We start from the raw sequence: 17,584 nt of genomic DNA, 5'->3' as shown, positions 1-17,584 counted from the left end.
GGTTATCGTACAAGCTTGAACAGGATTGCCGATGAGCACCAGGAAATGGGCATATGAGGATCTTGGCGAGGGCGTTGTCATCGACCTCGGCGGCAAAACCGTCCTCGCCCAGGAGATCATCGAATTCGCCTCGGAGTTCGACGCCCAGCCCTTCCACCTCGACGAGGAGGCCGGCAAGGCAAGCATTCTCGGCGGGCTGTCGGCGTCGGGCTGGCACACCTGCTCGATGTTCATGCGCATGCTGTGCGATGCCTTGCTGCTCGACTCGACCTCGCAAGGCGCGCCGGGCATCGACTATGCCAAGTGGAAAAAGCCGGTGCTGGCAGGCGACACGCTGGGCGGCAAGCTGACCATCCTGTCCCGCCGCCTGTCGCGTTCGAAGCCCGGGCTTGGCTTCGTCAGCTGGCGCGCCGAACTGGTCAACCAGAAAGGCGAGCCCGTCTTCGAACTGGTCAACAGCTGCATGTTCCTGACCCGCGAGGCCGCGCAATGACCCTCGACGAGTATCTCGGCATCGGTGTCACGGTCACGCTCGGCAGCCATCACTTCAGCGCCGAGGCGATCAAGGATTTCGCCCGCAAATACGACCCGCAGCCCTTCCACACCGACGAGGAGGCAGCCAAGGCAAGTGTCTTCGGCGGCCTGTGTGCCTCGGGCTGGCACACCACGGCGGCGTGGATGAAGCTCAATCTGGCGCATCGCGGCCGCGCCTGGGACGGTCCCGGACCGAAGCCCGAATTCGGCCCCTCGCCCGGCTTCAAGAACCTGAAATGGCTGAAGCCGGTTTTCGCCGGTGAGACCGTGACCTTCACCCGGCGCGGCCTCGACCACCGGCCGCTCGCCACGCGTCCCGGCTGGCGCATGATGACGCTGCACTCCGAAGGATTCGACAGCAAAGGCGACAAGGTCATCGAGTTCGACAGCGCGGTGCTGGTGAAGGTCGGGTAGCGCGCTTCTCCTTCGCTCCGTTTACGGTGGGGGCGGCTATCCACGGTGGTTGGTGACAGATGGTGACAGCCGCTTGTGCCTTACGAGGCAATTCTCGGAGGGTGCGAAGGATCGTGATGTCTAAGGCCGAAGCGAGCACCCCGAAAAAAACCCGACCACACGTGGAAAACGTCTCCACGTGTGGTCGGGTGTTCGTCGCGATAGAACGCCGGCTTACGGCCGGATGTTATGGTTGACCCGGAAGAGGTTTGCCGGGTCGTAGCGGCGCTTGGCGGCGACCAGTCGCTCGTAGTTGGCACCGTAGGCGGCACGCACGCGCGCCTCGCTTTCGTCGTCCATCATGAAGTTGATGTAGCCGCCGCCATGCGGGTTGTGCTTGTGCACCGCGGCCCAGTAGGCGCTTGCCCACTGCTTCAGCTCCGGTGCCTTCGCCGGATCGGGGTCGATGCCGGCGATGACCATGGACCAGCGCGCCTGTCGCGCGCCCCAGGCGGTGGCCTCTGAAGCAACGTCATGGACGGCGCCGTCGATGGGGTAGAGATGCATCAGCGACAGCTCAGTCGGGCTCTTCGAGGCGTGCGCGACATGGGCAGCGATGGCGGCATCGGACAGCTCGTCGACATAGTCGCCCTTCCAGTACCAATGCAGCCCCTTCGGCAGCAACGGATCGAACAGCCCCTGCAGGTCGACGAAGGGCAGCCGCATCATGCCGTCCATCAGCGCTTTAGGCAGCGCGTCACGCGCCGGCTGCATGGCCCGGATGCCTTCCTCCTCCGTGCCGTTGTAGCAGCTGATCAGCGCGCAGATGCGCCGTCCCCAGATTTCGCGTGGGAACGGATCGCAGGAGGGCACCGTCTTCATGCCGAAGAACATGCCGAGTTCGCGTGGCGCCCCTGGCAGGAAGTCGCGGTACCAGCGCATGATTTCGGCCGCATGCGCGATGTCGTAGAAGATCGGCCCGGCATAGACATCCTTCGCCGGATGCGCCTGAAACGTGAAGCGCGTCACCACGCCGAAATTGCCGCCGCCGCCCCGCAGCGCCCAGAAAAGCTCGGGGTGCTCGTCCGCGCTTGCCGTGACGACGCTGCCATCGGCCAGCACGACCTCGGCCGCGAGCAGGTTGTCGATGGTCAGGCCGTGCTTGCGCGTGAGATAGCCGGTGCCGCCGCCAAGCGTCAGCCCGGCGATGCCCGTACTCGAGACGATACCGGCCGGCACCGCCAGCCCATGCGCGCTGGTCGCCCGGTCGACATCGCCCTGGGTACAGCCAGCCTCGACGCGAACCGTGCGCGCGGCCGGGTCGACATCAACGCGTTTCATCGGCGACATGTCGATGACCATGCCGCCGTCGCAGCTGCCGAAGCCCGGCCCGTTGTGGCCACCGCCGCGAATGGCGACGAGCAGCTGCCTGTCGCGGGCGTGATTGACCGCCGCGACGACATCGCCGACGTCGGCGCAGGGGACGATCCAGCGTGGTCGCTTGTCGATCATGGCGTTGTAAAGCGCGCGCGACGCCTCATAGCCGGGATGGTCCTGGCCAATAAGGCTGGTACGGAGCCGGTCGGGAAACTCGTGCGAAGCAGTTGACTTCAGCATTTTGGAACACTCGTGTTTGGCCGCAAGACGCACTGCTGCCGCTGCCGAAGACCCTTCGGTCCCGGCGGTGGAGGGCGCGCTTGGCCGGTTGAACCTGCCGCATTCGCGGCACGTCCTGTCCTACGCCGCGTCGATTTCAGGTGTTTTTCTGTACCGGCACGGCAGTGTTTCGATTGTTTCAGCGGCAAGCGTGCGGCGGAGACAAGGAGGCCGCGGCACCTGGCGCTGTCCGCCGCATGCCCGATGTTCTTGCCCCGTCTCAACGCTTCCACGCCGCCAGCCGCAGCAAGGCCCTGACCTGGAGGCTCATGGCCAAGGCGCAGACGGCGGCAGCCACGACAACATTAAACCATATGGTTGACTATTTTTCACGGCAGCCTATATTCAACCATATGGCTGAATGTCCCGCCGGATCATGTCGGCCCTGGCGGCATGCTGTGGAGGCTGAAATGCGCAAGCTGATTGCTGGAATGAAGATCTCCGTCGATGGCAAGATGGAGGGACCCGAGGGTACCGCGGACTGGGTCGAGGCGTGGTCGGAGGATTACGGCCTGACGCCGCAGATCGATGCCTGCCTGCTCGGCGGCGGCATGTATCCTGGTTACGAAGGTTACTGGACGTCGATCCAGAATGAGCCCGAGACGCCCGCCTGGATCACCGGCAACGCACCGACCCCGGCAGAGCTGGAATGGGCAGGGTTCATCAGCAAGACCCCGCATTATGTGCTGTCGAGCACTCTGACGACGACGCTGTGGCCGAACACGCGCTTCCTCAGGCGACTTGATGAGGTCAAGGCGCTCAAGCAGCAGCCCGGAAAGGACATCTACCTTGTCGGAGGCGCCCGAACGACAACAAGCCTCATCGAGGCCGGGCTGGTCGATGAGCTCCGCGTCATCGTCTATCCGCTGATCGCCGGTGAAGGCAAGGCGCTCTTTGCGACCACCGAGCGTCGCCATGGGCTCGAGTTGCGGAAGGTCGAACCGCTTACCAACGGACGTGTGAGCCTGACCTACGGCATCGGCTAGCCGCTAGCGACCCGGCACGCCGGTGGTGACAGCAGGGTGATCCTGCCCCCGACCGCAACTTCGACCGAAAACAAGACAGCGTGGAGAATGTCTCCACGCTGTACGGGTCTCGGAGGCTGCTCAGTGGCCTTCAAAGGCAATCAGCGTACGAACGTCGACGCCAAGCGCCTCGAGCTTCTTGCGGCCGCCAAGGTCGGGCAAATCGACGATGAAGCAGGCGGCGACGATGTCGGCGCCGATCTGGCGCAGCAGCTTGACTGCGGCTTCGGCGGTGCCGCCGGTGGCGATCAGATCGTCGACGAGGATGACCTTCTCCCCGGCCCTGACGGCGTCCTTGTGCATCTCCATCTCGTCGAGCCCGTATTCGAGGCTGTAGGCGATGCGCACCGTCTCGTGCGGCAGCTTGCCCTTCTTGCGGATCGGCACGAAACCCGCCGACATCTGGTGGGCGATGGCGCCGCCGAGGATGAAGCCGCGCGCCTCGATGCCGGCGACCTGGTCGATCTTGGCACCGGCATAAGGATGGACGAGTTCGTCGATGGTGCGGCGGAAGGCGCGTGCGTCGCCGAGCAGCGTGGTGATGTCGCGGAACATCACGCCGGGTCGGGGATAATCAGGAATGGTCCTGATGGCGCCGAGCAATGTCTGTTCGAGCGAGGTATTCATCGGCGGGGGCTCCGTTGCCTGCAGCGATGCGCGTCCGTGGGCGTGCACAGGTGCTGCAGCACTGTGAAACTCTGCAGGATCCCGATCGAAGATCGATCTCGATTTTCGCGGGCGTTGGCAGTTTTGACGGGTTGGGCGGCAAAAGAAAAGGGCGCCTTATGAGCGCCCTTTCGATTTCATGTCAGCGAGCCGGATCAGTGGGCGACGTTGGCCCAGACCTTGCGCTTGGTGGCATAGACCAGACCGGCAAACAGCACCAGGAAGATCATGACGGCAAAGCCGGTCTGCTTGCGTGCTTCGAGGTGCGGCTCGGCCGCCCACATCAGGAACGCCGCGATGTCACGGGAATACTGCTCGACCGTCTCGGGCGAGCCGTCTTCGTAGGTCACCTGGCCGTCGGAAAGCGGCTTGGCCATGGCCAGCGACTTGCCGGCGATGAAGTACGGGTTGTAGTGCGTGCCTGCGGCAACTTCCATGCCAGCCGGCGGCTGCTCGTCATAGCCGGTCAGCAGGGCGTGGATGTAATCCGGACCGTTCGAGGCATACTGGGTGAAGATGTCGAAGACGAAGGTCGGGAAACCACGCTCGACACCACGCGCCTTGGCGATCAGCGAGAAGTCGGGCGGAGCAGCGCCACCGTTTGCAGCTGCTGCGGCAACCACATTCGGGAAGGGCGACGGGAAGTGATCGCCAGGCAGAGCCTTGCGGGTGAACATCTCGCCTTCGCCGTTCGGGCCGTCCTGAACTTCATACTCGGCAGCGAAGGCCTTGACCTGCGCTTCGGAGTAACCGAGATCCTCGAGCGTGCGGAACGCCACCAGGTTCATCGAGTGACAGGCCGAGCACACTTCCTTGTAGATCTTCAGGCCGCGCTGCAGCTGGCCCTTGTCGTAGGTGCCGAACGGACCGGCAAAGGTCCAGTCCATTTCCTTCGGCTTGTGGATCGGGAAGTGCGTCGGCTCGGCCGCGTTGTGCGCTTCCTCGGCAGCCATGGCCACGCCGGCGGTGCCGGCGAGCACGAAGCCGATGGCAGCCAGACCATTGAGAATCTTTTTCATTCCAAAATCCCTCTCAGATTTCTCGTTGGCTCAGCCGCGGGTTTCGGGTGCAGCGGTCGCACCAGCCGGATGAGCTGAACCCGACTTGTTCTTCTCGAGCACCGCTTCGGTGATCGAGTTGGGCAAGCGGCGGGGCGTCTCGATCAGGCCGAGAACCGGCATGATGACCAGGAAGAATGCGAAGTAGTACAGCGTCGCCAGCTGCGACATGATCACATACGCACCTTCAGCAGGGCGGGAACCGAGCCAGCCGAGGAAGATCGCATCGATGACGAAGAGCCAGAAGAACAGCTTGTACCAGGGACGATAGACAGCCGAACGGACCTTCGAGGTATCGAGCCACGGCACGACGAACAGCACCGCGATCGAACCGAACATGGCGAGCACGCCACCGAGCTTGGAGTCGATCGGCCCGATGTTGAAGGTGATGGCGCGCAGGATCGCGTAGAACGGCAGGTAGTACCATTCCGGAACGATGTGCGCCGGCGTCTTCAGCGAGTCGGCCATGATGTAGTTGTCGGGGTGGCCGAGGAAGTTCGGGATGTAGAAGACGAAGTAGGCGAACACGGCCAGGAACACGACCATGGCGAAACCATCCTTGATGGTCGCATAGGGCGTGAAGGCGACGGTGTCGGTCTTCGACTTGACCTCGATGCCGGTCGGGTTGGACTGGCCGGTGACATGCAGCGCCCAGACGTGGAGGACCACGACGCCGGCGATCATGAACGGCAGCAGGTAGTGCAGCGCAAAGAAGCGGTTCAGCGTCGGGTTGTCGACGGCAAAGCCACCGAGCAGCAGCTGCTGGACCCACTCGCCGACCAACGGGATGGCGGTGAAGAAGCCGGTGATGACGGTCGCGCCCCAGAATGACATCTGACCCCAGGGCAGAACATAGCCCATGAAGCCGGTTGCCATCATCAGCAGGTAGATGATGCAGCCGAGGATCCACAGAAGCTCACGCGGCGCCTTGTAGGAGCCGTAGTAGAGACCGCGCATGATGTGGATGTAGACGGCGATGAAGAAGAACGACGCACCGTTGGAGTGCATGTAGCGCAGCAGCCAACCGGAGTTGACGTCGCGCATGATCTTTTCGACCGACTGGAAGGCCAGCGTCGTGTCGTTGGCATAGTGCATGGCGAGCACGACACCGGTGATGATCTGCGCCACCAGCATGATCGAAAGGATGCCGCCGAAGGTGTAGGCGTAATTCAGATTACGCGGAACCGGATAGGAGACGAATGAATCGTGCACCAGCCGCGGCAGCGGCATGCGTGCATCGATCCAGCGGCCGATGCCGGTCTTGGGCGAATAGGTCGAGTGTCCACCGCTCATGGAATTATGTCCCCCTGCCTCAGCCTACCCGGATCGTCGTGTCGGAAATAAACTGGAAATTCGGAATATGAAGGTTTTCCGGCGCCGGTCCTTTGCGGATGCGGCCAGCCGTATCGTAGTGGGAGCCGTGGCACGGGCAGAACCAGCCACCGAAATCACCCTGCTGGCCGAGCGGCACGCAACCCAGATGGGTGCAGACGCCGACCATGACCAGCCAGTTTTCCTTGCCTTCGCCAGCGGTGCGATCGATGTCGGTCGCCTGGGCTTCGGAAGAGATGTTGGCATTGCGCGCGACCGGATCCTTGAGATCGGCAAGCGCCACGTCCTGGGCGGCCTTGATCTCTTCGGGCGTGCGGTTGCGGATGAACACCGGCTTGCCGCGCCACTTGACGGTCAGCGACATGCCCGGCGTGAGCGACGAGACGTCAACCTCGATCGAGGAAGCGGCGAGCGTCGAGGCGTCCGGGCGCATCTGGTCGATGAAAGGCCAGGCCACGGCGGCGGCGCCGACTGCTCCGGCCATGCCGGTAGCGACGTAGAGAAAATCGCGGCGATTGGGCTCGCTCGTATCGGTTGCGCTCACGGGACCTGATCCTTTTGCCTCAATTCCAACCGGAGGCTGAGCAATTGTCCCCGCTCATGAATGCAAGCCCGACAGCGCATGGCAACCAGGCTAGCGAATTCCTCCGGCATTTGGATTTCGGTTTATGCGTGAAGCCTCTTTTTGTCCAGACGCGACAAGGCACATGGGCAGATTGTCGCGGGGATGAAGCGAAGCGGTGGAAAACCCCTGCCAAAGCGCCGGCTCCGGTGGGTTTTCGCGTGTTTCAGGGGCTGCTGCCGTGGCCGCTCTTTTGCCCCAGCGCACGTGGTCGACGCTTGCGCCGGGAAAGCACCGCCAGGCGCTCAGCTTGCGCCGAGTTCGCACCAGCACCTCGCGCGGAATGGCATAGTCGCGAATGGCGTCGTCATGCTTGCGCAGGCCGCACAGCTCGCGCTGGATGAAATAGGCGTAGACGACCTCGGCCGCCGCCTTGACCAGCACGCGGCGCTGGTCCACGTCGCCCTGATGCGCCTGAAGTTTGCCAAGCGCTTCGCCGACACGGTCGCCGGCGCGGCCAAGGGCCGCCGCCTTTTCGGCGAGCAACTCGTATTCGAGCACGTTGAGCGTCTGCTCGGAGCGGTTCGAAAGTATCGAGGGCGGGCGCACGGACGACATGGCGCGATCCTACTCCGCCGCGAGCCTGTCGGCCAGGAAACCGCCGGACTGGCGCTTCCACAGCTGGGCATAAAGCCCGCCTTTGGCGATCAGCGCGTCGTGGCTGCCCTCCTCGACGATGCGGCCTTCGTCGAGCACGATTAGCCGGTCCAATGCCGCGATCGTCGACAGCCGGTGGGCGATGGCAATGACCGTCTTGCCCTCCATCAGCCTGTCGAGATTGTCCTGGATCGCCGCCTCGACCTCACTGTCGAGCGCTGAGGTCGCCTCGTCGAGGATCAGGATCGGCGCGTCCTTGAGCATCATGCGGGCGATCGCCACGCGCTGGCGCTGGCCACCCGACAGCTTGACGCCGCGCTCGCCGACATGGGCGTCGTAGCCGCGGCGCCCACGCGGATCGGCGACATCGACGATGAAGTCGTGCGCGGCGGCGCGTTTGGCTGCGTCGACGATCTCGGCCTGCGAGGCCCCTGCCCGGCCGTAGCCGATATTGTCGGAGATCGAGCGGTGCATCAGCATCGCATCCTGGCTGACGACGCCGAACTGGGCGCGCAGCGACGCCTGGGTGATGTCGCGCACGTCGCGGCCGTCGATCATGATGCGGCCCTGCTCGACGTCGAACAGGCGCAGCGCGAGGTTGACGATGGTGGTCTTGCCGGCGCCCGACGGCCCGACCAGTGCGATGCGCTCGCCAGGGTGGATGTGCAGGTTGAGGTTTTCGATGACGCCGCTGCCCTTGCCATAGTGGAAGGAGACATTGTCGAAGACGATGTCGCCGGAAGCGCGCGGCAAAACGGCGGCATTTTCGGCGTCGCGGATTGCCGGGCGTACGGAGATGGTGCGGGTAGCGTCCTGGATGGTGGCGTAGTTGCGCACGAGCCCGTTGATGTTGAACATCATCCAGCCCGACATCTGGTTGAGCCGGAAGACCAGGCCAAGCGCTGCGGCAATCGCCCCGGTGGAGATTTCACTGCGCGTCCAGCTCAGGATGCAGATGGCGGCGACCGCGGCCATCATCGCGCCGTTGATCACCGCGACGGCCGAACGCACGGTCGTAATGGAGCGCGTCAGCCTGAAGACGGCACCGAGATAGCTTTCGAGCCCGTCGCGGACATAGGCGTGCTCGCGCCGGCCGCTGTCGAACAGCTTGACCGCCATGATGTTGGTGAAAGCATCGACGAGACGGCCGTTGAAGATCGAGCGCTGGTCGGCAGTGGCGCGGCCGGCGCGGCGCATCTCCGGCAACAGGAAATAAATGATCGCGGCATAACCGGCGAACCAGGCAAGCACCACCGCACCCATCAGCGGGTCGAGCGAGACGAGGATGGTCAGTGACAACAGCACGAAAGTCAGGAACGCCCACATCGTCTGCAGCACATTGACGATGAAGTCGCCGACGGCCTCGCCGCCCTGCACGATCTTGGTAGCGATGCGGCCGGCAAAGTCGTTCTGGTAGAAATCATAGGGCTGCTCGATGACGCGCCGGAACGCCTGCCAGCGCACCATGGAGAAGAAGCCGGGCACCACGACCTGCTGCTCGACGATGGCCGAGCCGATGATGATGACGGCGCGTACAACGAGGATCAGCACCAGCAGGCCGGCAAGCTCGGGCCAGTGGTCGGCGAACAGCCGTTGCGGGCTGGTGGCATCGAGCAGGTCGATGAGCCAACCGACCGACCAGTAGAGCGCCGCATCGATCGCACCGGCGAGGAAGCCGCTGATCAGGAGCAGCGTGAACGGCCCCTTCGCCTGTCGGGCGAAATAGAGAATGAACGCCCAGGCGCTTTCGGGCAGCACCTCGCGGTCGGTGTCCTGGAACGGGTCGATGGCGCCTTCGAAGCGCCGCCAGAATTTTTGCTGGAAGGGATCAGGGGTCATGGCGCGCTCCCCGCAGGTTGACGCAAGGCACTCCGCCCGGGGTACCTGGCACAATGATCACCGCCATCACGCCGGCCTCGATTCGTCGAGAACGCCGTCCTCGTGGAACAGGAAACCGCCGGACTGGCGCTTCCACAGCCGGGCGTAAAGCCCGTCGAGCGCCAGCAGCTCGTCATGCGTGCCCTGTTCGGCGATGCCGCCCATGTCGAGTACGATCAGCCGATCGAGAGCAGCGATCGTCGACAGCCGGTGAGCGATGGCGAGCACGGTCTTGTCTTGCATCAGCGCGTGCAGGTTTTGCTGGATCGCCGCCTCGATGTCGGAATCGAGCGCCGACGTCGCCTCGTCGAGGATCAGGATGGGCGCGTCCTTGAGGAAGACGCGCGCGATCGCCACGCGCTGGCGCTGGCCGCCCGACAGCTTGACGCCGCGCTCGCCGACAAAGGCGTCGTAGCCCTGGCGCCCGCGATTGTCCGCAAGTGTTCCGATGAACTCGTGCGCCTCGGCCTTGCGTGCCGCAGCGATGACCTCGTCGTCGGTCGCGTCTGGCTTGCCGAGCTTGATGTTGTCGCGCAGCGAACGGTGGAACAGTGCCGTGTCCTGGCTGACCACGCCGATCGAACCGCGCAGCGAATTCTGCGTGACGGTCGAAATGTCCTGGCCGTCGATCAGGATGCGGCCGCCCTCGAGGTCGTAAAGGCGCAGGATGAGGTTGGCGAGCGTCGTCTTGCCGGCACCTGAAGGCCCGACGATGCCGACCTTTTCGCCCGGCTTGACTGTCAGCTCGATGCTGTCGAGCACGCCGCCACCCTTGCCGTAGTGGAAAACGACCTTGTCGGCACGGATCTCGCCACCCTTGACCACCAGCTCGGTGGCACCGGGCTTGTCGGTCAGGCCGAGCGGCTGCGAGATCAGGGCCTTGGAGTTTTCCAGCACGCCGAGATTTCGCAGGATGCCGTTGAGCTGCATCATCAGGCGGCCAAGCAGCATGTTGAGGCGCAAAACGAGGCTGAGCGTGAAGGCAACGGCGCCGACTGATATCGCGCCTTCGATCCACAGATGGATCGAATACCAGGCGATCGCCGTGATCATGACACCCGACAGTGCGGTCAGCGCCAGGCGCACGCCGGTCAGCCGCCGCGTGAATGGGCGTAGCGCGTCGAGATAGATGTTGAAGCCGGAGCGGATGTAGCGGTCGTCGCCGTCGGCGGCGAACAGCTTCAGCGTCTGCACGTTGGAATAGGAATCGACGATGCGGCCATTGATCATCGAGCCGGCCTCGGCGGTCGCCTCCGCATGCTTGCGGATCGACGGCAAGTAGTGATTGGCAAGCAGTCCGAAGGCGACGATCCACACGACCACCAGCCCTGCAAGCCGCCAGTCGAGACCCGCGACCACGGCAAGCGTGGTGATGGTGTAGACCAGCATGAACCACACGACCTCGATGAAGCTTTCCATCAGGTCGCCGGTCGCCTGCCCCGCTTGCCAGACTTTAGTGGCAATGCGGCCGGCAAAGTCGTTCTGGAAGAAGGAATAGGACTGGCGCGAGACATGGCGATGGGCCTGCCAGCGCACGAGGTTGTAGAAGCCGGGCGTAATCGTCTGCTCGTCGACGAGCGCTGAGAGGCCAACGATCAGCGTGCGCACCACCAGCACCACGACCGCCATGAACAGCACTTCCGGACCGGCGACGTCCCACAGCGCCTGCCAGCTGCGGTCGGTCGGCAAGCCATCAAGGATGTCGACGAGGCGGCCGACAAAATAGAAAAGCCCCGCTTCGACAAGCGGGGCGATGCCGCCGATGACCAGCATGGCGAAGAAGGCGAACTTTGCCTGTCCGACATAGTGCCAGAGGAAGCCCCAGACGCTGGCCGGGGGCCGGAGGTTCTGAGGCTCGCGGAAGGGATAGACCCAGCTTTCGAACCATTTGTAGATTCTGTTCATCAGCACTCTGGGCTATGTGGCGGCAACGACTCGCTATTTTCGGCCCAAACAGGTCGCGGAGGCAACCGCAGCCTGGCAGGAGAAACGTGCCGCCAAGCCGGGCGAATGTTGGGCGGCGTTCACATTACGATGAAGGCTGGTCTGGCTTCTTGAATTGAAAGAGGCCTTCCGCACCGGCAGAAGGCCTCGATCGTTACTCGCCCTACTCCGCCGCCTGACCCTTGGCCTCGACGTCGTTGGCGACCTCGCCAGCGACGTCGTCGAGCAGGAAGCCGCCGGACTGGCGCTGCCACAGCGACGCATAAAGCCCGCCCTTGGCGACAAGCTCGTCATGGCTGCCTTGTTCGACGATGCGGCCCTTGTCCATCACCACCAGGCGGTCCATGGCGGCGATGGTGGAGAGCCGGTGGGCGATGGCGATGACGGTCTTGCCTTCCATCAGGCGGTAGAGGTTCTCCTGGATCGCCGCCTCGACCTCGGAGTCCAGCGCCGACGTCGCCTCGTCGAGGATCAGGATCGGCGCGTCCTTGAGCATGACACGCGCGATGGCGATGCGCTGGCGCTGGCCGCCGGACAGCTTGACGCCACGCTCGCCGACATGCGCCTCGAAACCCTTGCGGCCCTTGGGGTCGGCAAGGGTGGCGACGAAGTCGAGCGCTTCGGCGCGCCGCGCCGCCTCGATCATCATCGGCTCGGTGGCATCGGGACGGCCATAGAGGATGTTGTCGGCGACCGAACGATGCAGCAGCGAGGTGTCTTGCGTGACCATGCCGATATTGGCGCGCAGGCTGTCCTGCTGGACGATCGAGATATCCTGCCCGTCAATGACGATGCGCCCGCCCTCGATGTCGTAGAAGCGCAGCAGAAGGTTGACCAGAGTCGACTTGCCGGCGCCTGAACGGCCGACAATGCCGACCTTCTCGCCCGGACGGACGGTGAGGCTGAGATCCTCGATGACGCCTTTTTTCTTGCCGTAGTGGAAGCGCACATTGTCGAAGGCGATTGCGCCCTTGTCGACGACGATCTCCTTGGCATTGGGCTTGTCTTCGACGAGGCGCGGCATCGAGATCGAGGTAATGCCGTCCTGGACGGTGCCGATGCTCTCGAACAGGCCCGAGACTTCCCACATGATCCATTGCGACATGCCCCACAGCCGCAGCACGAGGCCGAGCACGACAGCGACCGCGCCGATGGAAACGGCACCGTTGAGCCACAGCGAGATCGACAGGATGCCGACCGACAGCAGAAGCGTCGAGTTAAGCAGGTAGAGCGCGCCATAGAGCGAGGTCACCAGCCGCATCGACCGATAAACCGTGTCCATGAACAGCGACATACCTTCCCTCGCAAACGACGCCTCGCGGCGCGAATGCGAGAACAGCTTGACCGTCTGGATGTTGGTGTAGCTGTCGACGACGCGGCCGGTCATGGTCGAGCGCGCATCGGCCTGCTCTTCGGCGAGCTTGCCCAGGCGCGGCACGAAATAGCGCAGCAACAGCACGTAGCAGATGAGCCAGACGATCAAGGGCGCAGCCAGCCGGATATCGGCGGAGCCGACGATGAACAGCACGCCGAGGAAATAGACGATGACGTAGTTGAGCACGTCGATCAGCTTGACTACGCATTCGCGCACGGCGAGCGCAGTCTGCATCAGCTTGGTGGCGATGCGGCCGGCGAATTCATCCTGGTAGAAGCTCATCGACTGTTTGAGCAGGTAGCGGTGCACCTGCCAGCGGATGCGCATCGGATAGTTGCCCATCAGCGTCTGCTGGTTGACCAGTGACTGCACCACCACCATGCCCGGCAGGATGACCATGACGATGAAGGCCATGCCGGCGAGCTTCCAGCCTTCGTTCTGCAGGAAAGTCTCGCGGTTCTGGTTCGACAGCCAGTCGACGATGTTGCCGAGGAAGCCGAACATCCACACTTCGGCGAGCGCGATCAGCGACGTCAGCACGGCGGCGATGACGATGTAGGTCCACGCACCCTTGGTGTAATGCAGGCAAAACGCGACAAGCGTCTTCGGCGGCTCGACCGGTTCCTCCAACGGGAACGGATTCAGTCTGTTTTCAAACCAGCGGAACATTTCAGTCTCTCGATTTCGGTGTGCGGCACGCAGCGAATTCCGCGTGGGACGTATCTTGGAGGGCCACTGGTACGGCCATTGTTCGCCGGATCCATGTCGTTGCGATGCGGCGGGGGGCCCCAGGAATGTAGGGGACCGCTGAGGATTCGGCGAATCCTCAGCGACCGTCTCCTGACATCGTTCTGGCAACAGGCCTCGCCGCACCCGACCGGCCGGCAAGCCGGCCGATCAGGGCAACGAAACGGCCAAACAGCGGCCGGTAGTTCGGGTCGACAACGACATTGCTCATGTCGACGTCGGGCAGCATGCCGCGATGCGGACGCTGCCGCACCGGCGGGTTCGCCTTGGGTTGATGGCCACCGAGAGCCAACATCATGGCATGGTGCCTGGCGTCGGCTATGTCGTTGCGGTGAACGAAAAATGCAGAGTCGGGTTCGTTACGAGCGTGGTGCTCGTTTGAGAAATAGGCAAACATCGGAATTGTCCTTCGAAAACCGGATAAGGGCTTCTGCGGACCGCGATGCGAAAATACCTGGAACTGTCAGGAAAGTCGTCGAACCGGTCCGCCCTCAGGCAGTACGTCGCCCACAGAGGGGGCGGTGAATGTCTATGGCCATCATGAGTCCCATGCCCTCCTCCTTCGGTTCGAGTTGACAAGGCGGCCCGTATACTCCCATTCGCGGCACAACGCCACAGCATCATCTTCATTTTTTGTTTTGACGCGACTTGCTGTGGCACTGCCGCCACAGATTAGGACATCGACATGAACGGCAAATTCCGCATCGCGCTCTACCAGCCAGATATCGCCGGCAACACCGGCACGATCCTGCGCATGGCCGCCTGCCTCGGCATCGCGGTCGACCTGATCGAGCCGGCCGGCTTCGACATTTCCGACCGGGCGCTCAAACGCGCCGGCATGGACTACCTCGAAATGGCGGCCCTGACCCGGCACATCGACTTCGACCGCTTCGAGGACTGGCGGCAGCGCGAAGGCCGTCGCCTCGTGCTTTTGTCGACGAAAGCCACCCTGCCCTACACGGATTTCCACTTCCGGGCCGGCGACGTCGTCATGGTCGGCCGCGAATCGGCTGGCGTGCCGGATCACGTCCACGATCTCGCCTTCGAGCGGCTGATCATCCCGATGCCCGGCGGCGGCCGCAGCCTCAACGTCGCGCTCAGTGCCGCCATGGTGGCCGGCGAAGCGATGCGCCAGCTCGGCTGACAGGGCCGCGGCCATGCGCAGTGCCGCGGCGGCGAAACAGCCTCCCGGCGGGCTGGCGTTCCAGTCGTTTGCAGCTGTTTTCGCCATGTCGTCATCCTTCCTTGCAAGGTGAAGGATATTCTCGTACAACCTCAACTAATATTGAGGTCAAGCAGGAATTTCGATGGCAAGCGAATTGACTGTCGGCGAGGTGGCAAAGCGCAGCGGCGTCGCCGTTTCGGCGCTGCATTTCTACGAGACGCGCGGGCTGATCCACAGCCATCGCACGGCGGGCAACCAGCGCCGCTATGCGCGCGATGTGCTGAGGCGGGTGGCGGTGATCAGGATCGCGCAGGACGTCGGCATCTCGCTCGCCGACATCGCCGCCGCTTTCGCCTCGCTGCCCGACGGGCGCACGCCGACACGCGAGGATTGGAGTCTGCTTTCAACGGGTTGGCGTCACGACCTCGACCACCGCATTGAACAGTTGAAGAAGCTGCGCGACGGGCTGACCGACTGCATCGGCTGCGGCTGCATGTCGATCGACAAGTGCCCGCTGCGCAACCGCGAGGACAGGCTGGCGCGCCAGGGTCCGGGACCGAGGCGACTGCTGGTTCCAGCGGAATAGTTCGCAAGCAGATGATTCGGGAGCACGCGGCCTGGCAACGGCTGCCTGTCAGTGGCTGCGGCCAACAGTCATCGCCGAGCGGAACGCCTCATCGCTGTCGATGAAGATCGCCTCCGGGCCTGCACCGACGGCGTCGAAGAAGCGGCTGACGAAGCAGCGGAAGGCAGCACAAAGCGCGATGTCGCAGATCTGCTGGTCGCTGAAGCCGACCGCACGCAGCCGGTCGATGTCGGCTTGCGTCACCTGCGAGGCATCGATGGCGATCTGCTCGGCATAAGAGAGCATCTCGACGTCGCGCGCCGAAAGGCCGGCATTGCGGAAATCGTGCTGGAGCGCGAGCACCGCGTCCTTCGAGCCGAGATCGGCGATCAGTTGCTTGCCATAGACGTAAGAGCAGTAGGTCGACGGGATCTGCTTGGCGGCAACGAGCGTGATCAGCCGCCATTCGCGCATGCCAAGCGAAAAGCCGGCGCGCATCTGGTCGTTGAAGTCGGTGTAAACAGGCAGCAAGTCGGGCCGCGCGGTGAAGCACTTGGTCGCTTCCATGACGAAGCCAAGCTGCGAGCGGGCCTTGTCATAAATCTCGGCGACACGGCCCGTGGCCTCGTGCTCGGCGATCGTCTTCAGGAACATGCTTCCCCCACGCAATGCGCAACAGCAAGAATCTAGTCCGAGGTCGGCAGGCGGCGGATGGTGAACTCGATGACATCGCCGGGGCGCTCGAACCAGCTCTCGATCTCGGTCCAATAGGCCTGCTTGGGCCAGCGCGAGAACCACTCCTGCGCCTTGAGCCGCGCATCGTTGCGCGGCAACACGAAGGTCTCGCGCAGGAACCCGTCGCGCGGCATGCGTTCACGTTCGGCCCGGCTGCGCTGGAGCCGTTTTGCGAGGTCATCCAGCGGCGGTCTGGTCGGGGTGCCCATAAAGAACTCCTTGACCCATACGAGAAGGAGATTAGGGATCGCGCCGGACAATTACGAGTCATTTGTGCGGAGCCTAAATTGCAGCGTCCCGAAATTCCGGCAGGACTGCCGGCAGACATCGAAGACAGGAAGATGCGCGCCCGCGCCTGGTTCGAGGAACTGCGCGACCGCATCTGCCTCGCCTTCGAGGCGCTGGAGGACCAGGTCGAGGGGCCGCTGGCGTCATGGGCGCCGGGCCGTTTCGAGCGCACGCCGTGGCAGCGCGACGACGGCACGGGCGGCGGCGGCATCATGTCGATGATGCATGGCCGGGTTTTCGAGAAGGTCGGCGTGCACACCTCGACTGTACATGGCGAATTCTCGCCCGAGTTCCGCAAGCAGATGCCCGGCGCCGAGGAAGACCCGCGCTTCTGGGCTTCCGGCATTTCATTGATCGCCCATCCGCAGAACCCGAACGTGCCGGCGGTGCACATGAACACCCGCATGGTGGCGACCTCGCGCTGGTGGTTTGGCGGCGGCGCTGACCTGACGCCCGTGCTCGACCGCCGGCGTAGCCAGGAAGACGCCGATACGGTCGCCTTCCACAAGGCGATGCAGTTTGCCTGCTCCAAGCATGCAGGCGTTGCCGACCACCAGAAATACAAGGACTGGTGCGACGAGTATTTCTTCCTGCCGCACCGCAACGAGCCGCGCGGCACCGGCGGCATCTTCTTCGACTGGCAGCACTCGCCGGAAGAAAAGGGCGGCTGGGACGCCGACTTCCGGTTCGTCCAGGATGTCGGCCGTGCCTTCCTGGTTACCTACCAGCATCTGGTGCGGCAGAACTTCAACACCAACTGGACCGACGGCGACCGCGACGAACAGCTGGTGCGCCGCGGCCGTTACGTCGAGTTCAACCTGCTTTACGATCGCGGTACGATCTTCGGGCTGAAGACCGGCGGCAACATCGCCCTCGATCCTGTCGAGCATGCCGCCCGAGGTCAGGTGGCCCTGAGCTCGACGCATGGCTGCCCTGCCCGCCATCGCATTGACGTGTGGGCAGCAAACCTTTAGAGAGCCCGCTTTCCTTGGCCCTCGTCCTGT

Annotated in this window: 17 protein-coding genes and 1 pseudogene; 6 read left to right on the top strand and 12 right to left on the bottom strand. The window is 63.6% G+C overall.

The window, feature by feature from the left end; all coding sequences use genetic code 11:
- Positions 1-31: 31 nt before the first annotated feature.
- Together ACHMW7_RS12285 and ACHMW7_RS12280 are read left to right on the top strand one after the other, a co-directional pair.
- Positions 32-493 (top strand): MaoC family dehydratase, encoded by a 462-nt coding sequence (locus ACHMW7_RS12285; RefSeq protein ID WP_395450503.1) that lies wholly within the window; start codon positions 32-34, stop codon positions 491-493.
- A complete protein-coding gene (locus ACHMW7_RS12280) occupies positions 490-948 on the top strand; it encodes a MaoC family dehydratase (protein WP_395450502.1) in 459 nt (152 codons plus the stop codon). Before ACHMW7_RS12285 ends, ACHMW7_RS12280 begins: the two co-directional genes overlap by 4 nt.
- Before the next feature lie 213 nt (positions 949-1,161).
- On the opposite strand, the gene ACHMW7_RS12275 is transcribed toward ACHMW7_RS12280, so the two are convergent.
- Positions 1,162-2,544 (bottom strand): FAD-binding oxidoreductase, encoded by a 1,383-nt coding sequence (locus tag ACHMW7_RS12275; protein WP_395450501.1) that lies wholly within the window; start codon positions 2,542-2,544, stop codon positions 1,162-1,164.
- Between the two features lie 449 nt (positions 2,545-2,993).
- On the opposite strand from ACHMW7_RS12275, the gene ACHMW7_RS12270 reads away from it, so the two are divergent.
- Positions 2,994-3,569: a dihydrofolate reductase family protein gene (locus ACHMW7_RS12270; protein WP_395450500.1), complete on the top strand. Its 576-nt coding sequence runs from the start codon at positions 2,994-2,996 to the stop codon at positions 3,567-3,569.
- 120 nt (positions 3,570-3,689) lie between these two features.
- Here the strand turns inward: ACHMW7_RS12270 and ACHMW7_RS12265 are convergent, their stop codons facing one another.
- From ACHMW7_RS12265 to ACHMW7_RS12225, 9 genes are all read right to left on the bottom strand, one after another.
- On the bottom strand, positions 3,690-4,235 hold the full coding sequence (locus ACHMW7_RS12265; protein ID WP_395450499.1) for an adenine phosphoribosyltransferase: 546 nt from the start codon (positions 4,233-4,235) through the stop codon (positions 3,690-3,692).
- A gap of 194 nt (positions 4,236-4,429) precedes the next feature.
- Positions 4,430-5,293, bottom strand: coding sequence for a cytochrome c1 (locus tag ACHMW7_RS12260; RefSeq protein WP_395450498.1), 864 nt, complete (start codon positions 5,291-5,293; stop codon positions 4,430-4,432).
- 30 nt (positions 5,294-5,323) lie between these two features.
- On the bottom strand, positions 5,324-6,625 hold the full coding sequence (locus ACHMW7_RS12255; protein ID WP_395450497.1) for a cytochrome bc complex cytochrome b subunit: 1,302 nt from the start codon (positions 6,623-6,625) through the stop codon (positions 5,324-5,326).
- 19 nt (positions 6,626-6,644) lie between these two features.
- Positions 6,645-7,148 (bottom strand): ubiquinol-cytochrome c reductase iron-sulfur subunit, encoded by a 504-nt coding sequence (petA, locus tag ACHMW7_RS12250; protein ID WP_395451315.1) that lies wholly within the window; start codon positions 7,146-7,148, stop codon positions 6,645-6,647.
- A gap of 150 nt (positions 7,149-7,298) precedes the next feature.
- Positions 7,299-7,844: a DUF6665 family protein gene (locus ACHMW7_RS12245; protein ID WP_395450496.1), complete on the bottom strand. Its 546-nt coding sequence runs from the start codon at positions 7,842-7,844 to the stop codon at positions 7,299-7,301.
- A 9-nt stretch (positions 7,845-7,853) separates the two neighbouring features.
- Positions 7,854-9,722 carry an ABC transporter ATP-binding protein gene (locus ACHMW7_RS12240; RefSeq protein WP_395450495.1) on the bottom strand — a complete coding sequence of 623 codons (1,869 nt, stop codon included), beginning with the start codon at positions 9,720-9,722 and terminating at the stop codon, positions 7,854-7,856.
- 66 nt (positions 9,723-9,788) lie between these two features.
- Positions 9,789-11,666, bottom strand: a complete 1,878-nt coding sequence (locus ACHMW7_RS12235; protein WP_395450494.1) for an ABC transporter ATP-binding protein — start codon at positions 11,664-11,666, stop codon at positions 9,789-9,791.
- Between the two features lie 202 nt (positions 11,667-11,868).
- The gene (locus ACHMW7_RS12230) at positions 11,869-13,749 is read right to left on the bottom strand and encodes an ABC transporter ATP-binding protein (protein WP_395450493.1); all 1,881 of its coding nucleotides are present in this window, start codon (positions 13,747-13,749) and stop codon (positions 11,869-11,871) included.
- A 157-nt stretch (positions 13,750-13,906) separates the two neighbouring features.
- Entirely contained in the window at positions 13,907-14,125 is a 219-nt protein-coding gene (locus ACHMW7_RS12225) for a hypothetical protein (RefSeq protein WP_395450492.1), read from the bottom strand.
- 387 nt (positions 14,126-14,512) lie between these two features.
- Between ACHMW7_RS12225 and ACHMW7_RS12220 the strand changes: the two genes are divergently transcribed.
- The gene (locus tag ACHMW7_RS12220; RefSeq protein WP_395450491.1) at positions 14,513-14,971 is read left to right on the top strand and encodes a tRNA (cytidine(34)-2'-O)-methyltransferase; all 459 of its coding nucleotides are present in this window, start codon (positions 14,513-14,515) and stop codon (positions 14,969-14,971) included.
- A gap of 163 nt (positions 14,972-15,134) precedes the next feature.
- Positions 15,135-15,578: a redox-sensitive transcriptional activator SoxR gene (soxR, locus tag ACHMW7_RS12215; protein ID WP_395450490.1), complete on the top strand. Its 444-nt coding sequence runs from the start codon at positions 15,135-15,137 to the stop codon at positions 15,576-15,578.
- A 48-nt stretch (positions 15,579-15,626) separates the two neighbouring features.
- Here soxR and ACHMW7_RS12210 read toward each other — a convergent pair whose 3' ends face one another.
- The gene (locus ACHMW7_RS12210) at positions 15,627-16,211 is read right to left on the bottom strand and encodes a peroxidase-related enzyme (protein ID WP_395450489.1); all 585 of its coding nucleotides are present in this window, start codon (positions 16,209-16,211) and stop codon (positions 15,627-15,629) included.
- A 32-nt stretch (positions 16,212-16,243) separates the two neighbouring features.
- The gene (locus tag ACHMW7_RS12205) at positions 16,244-16,501 is read right to left on the bottom strand and encodes a hypothetical protein (RefSeq protein ID WP_395450488.1); all 258 of its coding nucleotides are present in this window, start codon (positions 16,499-16,501) and stop codon (positions 16,244-16,246) included.
- Between the two features lie 78 nt (positions 16,502-16,579).
- Between ACHMW7_RS12205 and hemF the strand changes: the two are divergent.
- A pseudogene (hemF, locus tag ACHMW7_RS12200) lies at positions 16,580-17,495 on the top strand (oxygen-dependent coproporphyrinogen oxidase).
- Positions 17,496-17,584 lie beyond the last annotated feature (89 nt).

The sequence above is a fragment of the Aminobacter sp. UC22_36 genome, assembly GCF_044056035.1.
Lineage (GTDB): Bacteria > Pseudomonadota > Alphaproteobacteria > Rhizobiales > Rhizobiaceae > Aminobacter.
This window is presented reverse-complemented; position numbering and strand designations above follow the sequence as displayed.